Source organism: Streptomyces macrolidinus (assembly GCF_023887685.1).
GTDB lineage: Bacteria > Actinomycetota > Actinomycetes > Streptomycetales > Streptomycetaceae > Streptomyces > Streptomyces macrolidinus.
Genome location: NZ_JAMWMR010000057.1, coordinates 1 through 11286, shown reverse-complemented (window position 1 = coordinate 11286; position 11286 = coordinate 1). Strand labels below are relative to the sequence as shown.

The window sequence follows — 11286 nt, the reverse complement described above, 5'->3', positions numbered from 1 at the left end:
AGGAGCCGAAACCGTCCGCCGCGGCCGAAAAGGCCTTGCAGCGGCCGTCCTCCGCCAGTCCTCGCTGCCGGCTGAACTCAACGAACATGTCCGGCGATGACATCACCACCACGCCCCCGGCGACCGCGAGCGAGCACTCGCCCTGCCGCAACGACTGCGCCGCCAGGTGCAGCGCCACCAACGACGACGAGCATGCCGTGTCCAGCGTCACCGCCGGCCCCTCAAGGCCGAACGCGTAAGCCACGCGGCCGGACGCCACACTCGCGGTGTTGCCCGTGACGATGTAGCCCTCCAGTTCGGCGGGCGAGGCAGCGAGCCGGGACGCGTAGTCCTGGTAGGTCGCCCCGACAAACACGCCGGTGTCGCTGCCGCGCAGCGAGGTCGGCGGGATCCCGGCCCGCTCGAAGACCTCCCAGGTCGTCTCCAGCAGCAGCCGCTGCTGCGGGTCCATCGCCAGCGCCTCACGCGGCGAGATGTCGAAGAGCGTGGGGTCGAACTCGGCGGCGTCGTACAGGAATCCGCCGCCCCGCGGGTAGAAGCTGCCCGGCTTGGCGGGGTCCGGGTCGTAGCGGGCGTCGATGTCCCAGCCCCGGTCCGTGGGGAAGTCGGAGATCGCGTCGCGCCCCTCGTCGACCAGTCGCCACAGGTCCTCGGGGGACCGGACGCCGCCCGGGTAGCGGCAGGCCATCCCGACGATCGCGATGGGCTCGGCCTCGGGGTCCTCCAGCTCGGCGAGGCGGCGGCGGGTCTCCTGCAGCTCGAACGTGACGCGGCGCAGGTAGTCGCGGAGTTTCTCCTCGGTCGCCATGGTTCAGGACACCCCCAGGTCGTTATCGATCAGGTCGAACAGCTCCTCGTCGCTGGAGTCGCCCAGACTGCTCCGGGCGACCCGGTCGGAATCCGTCCACTTCTCCAGCAGCAGCCGCAACTGCCGCCGTACGTCGTCGCGTTCCGCCTCGTCAACCGGCACCTCCGCCAGCCGTTCCAGGCGCGCCGCCAGCGAGCCCGTCCCGAAGGCGGTGGGCCCCGAGGGCACCGTCTCCTCGGCGGTCGGCAGCCGCTCGCCCAGGTGGGCGGCGAGCGCGGCCGGGGTCGGGTGGTCGAAGACGGCGGTCGCCGGCAGCGTCAGGCCGGTGGCCGCGCCGAGCCGGTTGCGTAGCTCCACGCCGAGCACCGAGTCGAAACCGGAGAGTTGGAACGTACGGTCGGGTAGGACGGCTCCCGGGTGGTCGTAACCGAGCACCGCCGCGACGTGCGTGCACACCAGGTCGAGGAGGAGGCGGGCGCGCTGGGCGCCGCTGGTCGTGGCCAGCCGCGCGAGCAGCGGGTCCTCGTCCGCGCGGGTATCGCCGCCGGCCGCCGGGAGGAACCGTTCGACGTCGGGGATCTCCCGCAGCAGTGGGCTCGGCCGCAGTGCCGTGAACGCCGTGTGGAAGCGGTCCCAGTCGATGTCGGCGATCACGGGCGTGGGCTCCTCGGTGCCCAGGGCCTGGTGCAGTGCGGCGAGGGCGCGCTCGGGGTCCATCTCGGGCAGGCCGTGCCGGCGCAGCACGCTGGAGACGGTGCCCTGGGCCATGCCGCCGCCCGCCCAGGCACCCCAGGCCACGGAGGTGGCCGGGAGGCCGGCGGCCCGACGCTGCTGGGAAAGGGCGTCAAGGTAGGCGTTGCCGGGCGCGTAGTTGCTCTGGCCGGGCAGTCCGAGGGTGCCGCCGAGGGAGGAGAACAGTACGAAGGCGTCCAGGTCGCCGGTGAGTTCGTGGAGGTGGCGCGCGCCGTCGACCTTGACCCGCAGCACGCGGTCGACCTGGTCGGTCGTCAGCGAGTCGAGTGACGCGTCGTCGAGCAGAGCCGCGGTGTGGAAGACGGCGCGCAGGGGCTGGTCGGCCGGGATCGTGCCGAGCAGGTGCGCCAGCGCGTCGCCGTCCGCGATGTCACACGCGGCGATGGTGACCTCGGTGCCGAGGGCGCGGATCCGGTCCCGCAGTTCGGCGGCCTCGGGTGCCGCCGGGCCGCTGCGGCTGACGAGCAGCAGGTGCTCGGCGCCCTGGCCGGCCAGCCACTCGGCGAGCTGCCCGCCGAGGGCGCCAGTGCCGCCGGTGACGAGCACGGTGCCGCTGGGCCGCCAGGCAGTGGCGCGCCGGCCCGACGATGCGGGTTCGGTCCGGTGCAGTCGGCGCACGAGCAGGCCCGAGCCGCGGACGGCCAGTTGGTCCTCCCCGGTGCCGGCGGTGAGGGCGGCGGCGAGTCGTTCCTGGGCCCGGTCGTCCACGGTGGGCGGGAGGTCGATCAGGCCGCCCCACAGGTCGGGGTGCTCGATCCCCGCGATCCGCCCGAGGCCCCACGCGAGGGCCTGCGCGGGGCTGGTGAGCGGGTCGGACGCGCTCGTGGAGACGGCGCCCCGGGTGAGGCACCACAGCGGTGCCGGGTCCTCGGCGCCGCCGAGCGCCTGGATGAGGGCGATCGTCTGGGCATAGCCGTTGGGCACGGCCGTAAAGTCGGCGTGGGCCCGTTCGTCCAGCGGGAGCAGGCACAGCACGCCGGCCGCGTGCGCCGCCCGGGCGGCCAGGGCCTGCCCGTCCAGGTCGCCGGGCGGTACGGCCACCGGATCGGCGTTCGCACCGGCGCGGGTGAGGGCCGCGGTGACGCCGGCGACCCAGGGGTCCTGGGCCTGCCGTTCTGAGTGGACGACCAGCCAGTCGCCGGACAACCGGCCCGGGCGGGCCTCCACGGGGCGCCAGACGATCCGGTAGCGCCAGCCGTCGGTCTCCTGCCGGGCCCGGCGCGTACCGCGCCAGGCCGACAGCACGGACAGCGCGGCGTCGAGCTCGGTGCGGTCATGGCCGGTGCCCCCGCCCTCGGTGAGGAGGGCGGCCAGGGCCTCCGGATCGTGGTCGTCGACGGCCGCCCAGAGCACCGCGTCCTCGGTGGCGGGGGCAGCGGGGGCCGGAGCGTCGAGCCAGTAGCGCTGCCGCTGGAAGGGGTACGTGGGCAGCGGCACGATGCGGCGGTCCCGGCCGGCGAAGGCGCCCGCCCACTCGACGGGGATTCCGCGCACATACGCCTCGGCCACGGAGGTGAGGAAGCGCTGGAGGCCGCCGTCGTCCCGGCGCAGCGACCCGACCACCACGCCGTCGCCGCCCAGGACGTCCTGCACCGGGACGGTCAGCACGGGGTGCGGGCTGACCTCGACAAAGGTGCCGGAGCCGGCGGCGGCCAGGCCGGCGACGGTGTCTGCGAACCTGACCGTCCGGCGCAGGTTGCGGACCCAGTACTCGGCGTCCAGCGTGGCGGTGTCCACCGGCCGCCCCTCGACGGTGGAGTGGAACGGGATCTTTGCCGACCTGGGGGTGATGGGGCGCAGCGCCGCCAACAACTCGTCGGTGATCGCCTCCACTTGGGGCGAGTGCGACGCGTAGTCGACGGGGATGCGGCGGGCCCGCACCCCGTCGGCGACGCACCGGGCCACGAACTCGTCGAGGGCCGCGGGCGCGCCGGAGATCACCACGGAGGCGGGTCCGTTGACCGCCGCGACGCTGATCCCGCCGTCGAGGTCGCCGATGCGCGCCCGCACTTCGTCCACGGGCAGCGGTACGGACGCCATGCCGCCGGAGCCGGACAGCGCAACCAACGCCCGGCTGCGCAGGGTGACCACGCGGACCGCGTCGTCCAGGGACAGCGCGCCCGCCGCGTAAGCGGCCGCGATCTCGCCCTGTGAGTGCCCCACCACCGCCGCGGGCCGGACGTCGTACGCGCGCCACAGGCGCACCAGGCCGGCCATCATCGCGAACAGCGCCGGCTGGACGACGTCGACCCGGTCGAGGGACGGCGCCGTGGCGCGGCCGCGCAGGAGGTCGGTCAGCGACCAGTCGGTGTACGGGGCCATGGCCCGCTCGCACGCCTTGATCTCGGCCCGGAACTCCGCGGACTCGTCGAGCAGCGCCGCGCCCATGCCGAGCCATTGCGCGCCCTGGCCGGGGAAGACGAATACGGCCTTGCGCTCGGTGTCGGCGACGCCCTGGACCAGTCCGGGCGCGGTCTCGCCGTGCGCGAGCGCGGTCAGGGCGCGGTCGCGGGCGTCCGGGGTGGATGCCAGGACGACGGCCCGATGGTCGAACCGGGAGCGGGTGGCGACGAGCGAGTAGCCGATGTCTGCGGGGCTCATGTCGCGCGCGCCGCTCAGCGCGGCCGCCCGTTCGCGCAGCGCGCGGGAAGTGCGGGCGGACAGGACCCAGGGCGGCGGCAGTTCGGCCGGTTCCGGGGCGGCCGGGGCGGTGTCCGGCTGCGTCGGGGCCTGTTCGATCACGACGTGGGCGTTGGTGCCGCTGATCCCGAAGGAGGAGACACCGGCCCGTAGCGGCCGGCCGTTCGCCGACCACGCCGTGGCCTCGGTCAGCAGCCGCACCGTCCCTGCCGACCAGTCCACGTGGGGGGTCGGCTCCTCGGCGTGCAGGGTCTTCGGGAGGGTTTCGGCGCCGAGCGCGAGCACCATCTTGATGACGCCGGCGACGCCCGCTGCTGCCTGGGTGTGGCCGATGTTGGACTTGACCGAGCCCAGCCACAGCGGCCGTTCCCGCTCCTGGCCGTAGGTGGCCAGCAGGGCCTCCGCCTCGATCGGGTCGCCGAGGGCGGTTCCGGTGCCGTGGGCCTCGACGGCGTCCACGTCGCCCGGGGTGAGTCCGGCGGCGGCGAGGGCGGCGCGGATCACGCGCTGCTGCGCCGGCCCGTTGGGGGCGGTGAGGCCGTTGGAGGCGCCGTCCTGGTTGGTGGCGGTGCCGCGCACCACGGCGAGCACCGGGTGGCCGTTGCGCCGCGCGTCGGACAGCCGCTCGACCAGCAGCATTCCGGCGCCCTCGGCGGCGCCCATGCCGTCGGCGGTGGCGGCGAAGGCCTTGGACCGGCCGTCCGGGGCCAGGCCGCGCTGCCGGCTGAACTCGACGAAGAGCTTCGGTGTCGACATGACGGTCACGCCGCCGGCCAGCGCCAGCGAGCACTCGCCCTGCCGCAGCGACTGCGCCGCCAGGTGCAGCGCCACCAGCGACGACGAGCACGCGGTGTCGACGCTGACGGCGGGGCCCTCAAGGCCGAGGGTGTAGGAGATCCGGCCGGAGGCGACACTCGCCGCGCTGCCGTTGCCGAGGTGGGCCTCGAACTCCTCCGGTGACCGCTGGAACCGGGCCGCGTAGTCGTTGTACATCAGGCCGGTGAAGACGCCAGTACGGCTGTGGCGCAGGGTGGTCGGGTCGATGCCGGCCCGCTCGACGGCCTCCCAGGAGGTCTCCAGGAGCAGTCGTTGCTGCGGGTCGACGGACAGCGCCTCGCGGGGGCTGATGCCGAAGAACTCCGGGTCGAAGTCGGCGGCGTCGTAGAGGAATCCGCCGGCCCTGGCGTAGCTGTGGCCGGCCCGGTCCGGGTCCGGGTCATACAGCGTGTCGAGGTCCCAGCCGCGGTCGGCGGGGAGTTCGGAGATGGCGTCGCCGCCGCGCAGCAGCAGCTCCCACAGGTCTTCGGGGGAGCGGACTCCGCCGGGGAACCGGCAGGCCATGCCGATGATGGCAATGGGTTCGTCGGCCGGGGTCGTGTCGGCCTGGGGGGGGTCGGCGGCGCACGCGGTGCCGCGCAGTGCGGTGTCCAGATGGGCGACCAGAGCCGCCGGGGTGGGGTGGTCGAAGAGCAGTGCGGCGGGCAGGCGCAGTCCGGTCGCCTGGGCGAGGCGGTTGCGCAGACCGAGCGAGGTGAGCGAGTCGAAGCCGATGTCAGAGAACGTCCGGTCGAGGTCGATCGCGTCAGGCGACTCGTGGCCGACCACGGCTGCGGCGTGGCGCCGGACGAGCGAGGTCAGCGCGTCGATCCGGTCGGTTTCGGACAGCGCGGCGAGGCGGTCGGCGGCCGGCTCAGCGGGGCGGGCCGGGTCGTGCCGTCGGGGTCCGCTGACCAGGTCGCGCAGCAGGGCGGGGACGGGCTCCACGGCCGTGGGGGCCCGCCAGGCGGCGGTGTCGAGCCGCGCGGGGACCGGCGTCGGCTCCTGGGCCTGCCAGGCGGCGTCGAACAGCGCCAGCGCCTGGTCGGTGTCGAGTGCGACGACGCCCGTCGCACTCCGCGTCAGCTGGCCGAGGTGGCCGGTGAGTCCGCTGGGCGCAGCCCACAGTCCCCAGGCGAGGGAGACGGCGGGCAGGCCCTGGTGGGCGCGGTGGGCGGCGAGCGCGTCGAGGAAGGTGTTGGCGCCCGCGTAGTTGCCCTGACCCGCGTTGCCGAGCACGCCCATCACCGACGAGAACAGGACGAACGCGTCGAGGCCCGCGGTGAGTTGGTGCAGGTGCCAGGCGGCGTCGACCTTCGGCCGGAGGACGTTGTCGAGCCGCTCGGTGGTCAGGGTGGGGATGGTGCCGTCGTCGAGGACACCGGCCGCGTGGACGACGCCCGTGAGCGGGCGGTGTTCCGGCACGGTGGCCAGCAGGGCCGCCAGCGCGTCGCGGTCGGCGATGTCGCAGGCGGCGAGGGTCACATGGGCTCCGAGACCGGTCAGCTCGGCGACGAGGGCCGCCGCTCCGTCGGCGCGCTCGCCACTGCGGCTGGCCAGCAGCAGGTGCCGCACGCCGTGCCGGACGACGAGATGACGCGCGATGGTGTTGCCGAGCGCGCCGGGCGCGCCGGTGACCAGGACGGTGCCGTCGGTCCGCAGGGCCGGGCCGGACGGGGTGGCCGGCTCGGCGGGCCGGAACCGGACGAGCCGCGGCACGAGCACGCGGTCCGCGCGGATGGCGAGTTGGGGCTCGTCAGCGGCGAGCGCCGCCGCGACCGCCGAGGTTCCCAGCGCGGCCGGGGCGGGAGAGTCAGCGTCCAGGAGGACGATCCGGCCGGGGTTCTCGGCCTGAGCCGACCGGACGAGGCCCCAGACGGGCGCCGCCGCGAGGCCGGCGACGGCGTCCTGCGGGCCGGTGGAGACGGCGTCCCGGGTCACCACGACCAGCCGCACGGCGGAGAGGCGGTCGTCGGCCAGCCAGTCGCGGAGCAGGGTGAGCACCCGGCCAGCGGTGGCGTGGGCGGCGTCCGCCGCCTCGGCGGTGTCCGTCGTCGCGTCAGGGCAGGGCGCGAAGACCACTTCGGGTAGCTCGGGCGCGGCAACCAGCGCGGCCAGGTCGGGGTAGGCGGGAAGCTCCGCGTGCTCGGCGCCCAGGACGGCCCACCGGCCGCGCAGTGCGGCCGACCCGGCCAGCGGGGCCCACTGCACCCGGAACAGGGCGTCGCCCTGCGCCGGGGTGGCGGGCCGCATCACCAGCGCGTCGGCGCTGAGGACGAGCGCGCCGGTGTCGTCATAGGCGGTCAGCGCCGTGGTGGTCGGTCCGGCCGGAGACAGCACGACGCGCAGCGAGGTGGCACCGGTGCGGTGCAGCCGCACGCCGCTCCACGAGAACGGCAGCAGGCCGGCTCCGCCGTCGGCCAGGGATCGCAGTTCGAGGGCGTGCAGCGCGGCGTCCAGCAGCGCCGGGTGCAGTCCGAAGCCGGCTGCCTCGGGCACGCTGACCTCGGCGAAGAGCTCGTCGCCCCGCCGGCGCAGCCGGCGCAGTCCCTGGAAGGCCGGACCGTAGCCGAAGCCACCGTCGGCCAGTCGCTGGTAGGCCCCGGTCAGGTCGACATCCTCGACGTCGGCGAGGTCCGCGAGCTCGGCGGGCCACGGCAGTTCGGCGTCGGCCGGCTCGGCGGCAGTCAGAGTGGCGAAGGCGTGGCGAGTCCAGGCCGATTCGCCGTCCGGCCGCGCCGACAGGGTGAACGAACTCCCGGTGGAGTCCTCGGACGGCCCCACCACGAGTCGCACGGCCACCCCGCCGTCGGCGGGCAGCGGCAGCGGCTCCTCGATCGCGAGGTCCGCGACCCGGCCGTTCCCGGTGCGGGCCGCGGCCCACAGGGCGAGGTCCAGGAACGCGGTGCCCGCGAGCAGGGACACGCCGCCCACCTCGTGGTCGGCGAGCCACGGCTGGGAGCGCACGGACAGCCGCCCGCTGAAGACGGCGCTGCCGTTGTCCGCCAGGTCCACGGCAGCGTCCAGCAGCGGGTGGTCCACCGGGTCCAGGCCGAACCGGGTCGCGTCGGCCGCGCCATCGGCGGGCGCCACCCAGTACCGCTCGCGTTCGAACGGGTAGGTCGGCAGGTCGACCTGGCGCGCGCCGGACCCGGCGAACGCGGCGTCCCAGCGTACGGGCAGGCCATGGACGAACGCCTCGGCCACCGAGGTCAGCAGCCGGGACGGGCCGGTGGTGTCGCGGCGCAGCGTCCCGAGCGCGACGGCGCCGGCCTCCGCCGCGTCGATGGTCTCCTGGATGCCCGGCGCCAGCACCGGATGCGGACTCACCTCGATGAAGCAGCTCGTTCCGGCGTCGAGCAGCCCGCGCACCGCCGGCTCGAAGAGCACTTGCCGGCGCAGGTTCCGGTACCAGTAGTCGGCGTCGAGCAGCCTGGTGTCCAGCGGCCCGCCGGTGACGGTGGAGTGGAACGGCACCTCGGCGGCCCTCGGCGCGACCGGCGCGAGGTCGGCCAGCAGCCGGTCCCGGATCTCCTCGACCTGGGGCGAGTGCGAAGCGTAGTCCACCGGGATGCGGCGGGCCCGCTCGTCGCGGGCCAGGAGGGCGTGCAGCGCCTCGGGGGTGCCGGAGACGACCGTCGAGCGCGGTCCGTTGACCGCCGCGACCGACAGCCCGTCGAGGTCGATCTCGTGCGGGGGCCGCGGTACGGCCACCATCCCGCCGAGTCCGGACAGCGCCAGCAGCGCCCGACTGCGCAGGGCTACCACGCGGGCGCCGTCCTCGAGGGACAGCGCCCCCGCAACGCAGGCAGCGGCGATCTCGCCCTGGCTGTGGCCTGCCACGGCGTCGGGCTCGACGCCGTACGACCGCCAGACCTCGGCCAGCGACACCATGACGGCCCACAGCACCGGTTGGACCACGTCGACCCGCTCCAGCAGGTCGGCGTCGGACAGCGCGTCCGGCAGCGACCAGTCCACGAAGCGCCGCAGCGCGTCGGCGCAGTCGGCCATCCGGCCGGCGAACACCGGGAAGGTCGCGAGCAGGTCGGTCGCCATGCCCACCCACTGCGCGCCCTGACCGGGGAAGACGAAGGCGACCGCCGGGTCGGGCACCGCGCGGCCGGTTACCGGACCGTCGGTGAGTGCCGCCAGCAGTTCCTCGCGGGTCGCGCCGATCGCCACGGCACGGTGGTCGAGCGCCTGCCGGCCGGTGGCCAGGGAGTAGCCGACATCGGCTGGGTCGGCGTCTGCGGCGGCCACCGCGTCGGCCAGCCGCTCGGCCTGCGCCCGCACGGCGGTGGCTGTCCTGGCCGACAGCACCCACGGCACCACGGGCAGGGCGGCGGCCGGCTCCGGAGCGACGGCCGGCTCCGGAGCGGTGGCCTGCTCCAGGATCACGTGCGCGTTCGTTCCGCTGATCCCGAACGAGGAGACCGCCGCCCGCCGGGCCCGGTCGCGGGCCGGCCAGGCCACCGACTCGGTGAGCAGCCGGACCGCGCCGGCAGACCAGTCCACGTGCGGCGACGGCTCGTCCACGTGCAGCGTGCGGGGCAGCGTGCCGTGCCGCATCGCCAGCACCGTCTTGATGACGCCCGCCACGCCGGCGGCGGCCTGGGCGTGGCCGATGTTGGACTTCAGCGACCCCAGCCAGAGCGGACGGTCCGTGTCCCGGCCCCGGCCATATGTGGCAAGCAGCGCCTCGGCCTCGATCGGATCGCCCAACTTGGTGCCGGTCCCGTGCGCCTCCACCGCGTCTACCTCGGCGGCGGTCAGCCGGGCGCTCGCCAGCGCCTGCTCGATCACTCGGCGCTGCGAGGCGCCGTTCGGCGCGGTGAGGCCGTTGGAGGCACCGTCCTGGTTCACCGCCGAGCCGCGGACCACGGCGAGCACTTGGTGCCCGTTGCGCCGGGCGTCGGACAGCCGCTCCAGGAGCAGCACCCCGGCCCCCTCGGCCCACGCCGTGCCGTTCGCCGCGGCGCCGAACGGCTTGCACCGGCCGTCGGGCGCGAGGCCCCGCTGCCGACTGAACTCGAGGAACATGCCGGGGCCGGCCAGGACGGTGACGCCGCCGGCCAGCGCGATCGTGCACTCCCCTTGGCGTAGAGACTGCGCTGCCAGGTGCAGCGCCACCAGCGACGACGAACACGCGGTGTCCACCGTGATCGCCGGCCCCTCAAAGCCGAACGTGTAGGCGATCCGGCCAGAGGCGACACTGCCTGTGGTGCCGGTCAGGATGTGGCCTTCGAGCCCGTGGTGCGCCTGGTGCAGCCGTGGGCCGTACTCCTGGGGTGTCGCCCCGATGAAGACGCCGACCGGCCTGCCACGCAGCGTCGAGGCGTCGATGCCCGCGCGCTCAAACACCTCCCAGGAGGTCTCCAGCAGCAGTCGCTGCTGCGGGTCCATGGCCAGCGCCTCGCGCGGGGTGATCCCGAACAGTGCCGGGTCGAACTCCCCCGCGTCGTACAGGAATCCGCCCGAGCGTGCGTAGCTCGTGCCCTCGTGGTCGGGGTCGGGGTGGTACAGCCCGTCGAGGTCCCAGCCCCGGTCGGCGGGGAAGGGCCCGATGGCGTCGGTACCGGCCGCGACCAGCTCCCACAGCTCCTCGGGGGAGGTCACCCCGCCGGGGAGCCGGCAGCTCATGGCCACGATGGCGATCAGTTCGTCGTCCTGCGCTGCCAGGACCGCCGGTGCGTCCGGGACGGACGTCGCGGCCGCGTTCGTACCCGGTCCCGTGCCCGGGTCGAGCTGGCCGAGCACGTGCGCGGCCAGGCGCGCCGGGGTCGGGTGCTCGAAGAGCACGCTCGGCGACAGAGCGAGACCGGTCAGGGAGTTCACCCGGTCGAGCAGTTCGACGCCCCCCAGGGAGTTGAGGCCGAGATCATGGAACGTGACCTCCGGGTCGACTGCCTGGGCGCCCGCGACGTGGGCGGCCTGGGCGCGGACGAGGTCGAGCACCAAGCGGCGGCGCCCCGGCCCGGACGTTTCGGCCAACTGCCGCCGCGGGACCGGCTCGTCGGCACGCTCCGCCGCTTCCGGAGCGGAGTCCAGCCAGTACCGCTCCCGCTGGAAGGCGTAGGTGGGGAGCTGTATCCGACGCGGTTCCCAGGGCGCGTAGACAGCCGCCCAGTCGACCGGGACACCCCGGACGGCCAGCTCGCCGAGCGTACTGAGGAGCGACTGCGGCTCCTCCCAGCCCCGGCGCAGCGACGGGAACGCCTGCACACGAAGGACCTCGCGGCTCATGCCGGCGAGCGTGCCGTCGGGACCGA

General features: G+C 75.0%; 2 protein-coding genes. Both read right to left on the bottom strand.

What is annotated here, in order from left to right:
- Positions 1-808 (bottom strand): beta-ketoacyl synthase N-terminal-like domain-containing protein (locus NGF19_RS29775; protein ID WP_252428971.1); only part of this gene is annotated, 808 nt, incomplete at its 3' end.
- A 3-nt stretch (positions 809-811) separates the two neighbouring features.
- Positions 812-10972, bottom strand: coding sequence for a type I polyketide synthase (locus tag NGF19_RS29770; protein ID WP_443735607.1), 10161 nt, complete (start codon positions 10970-10972; stop codon positions 812-814).
- Between the last annotated feature and the right edge of the window lie 314 nt (positions 10973-11286).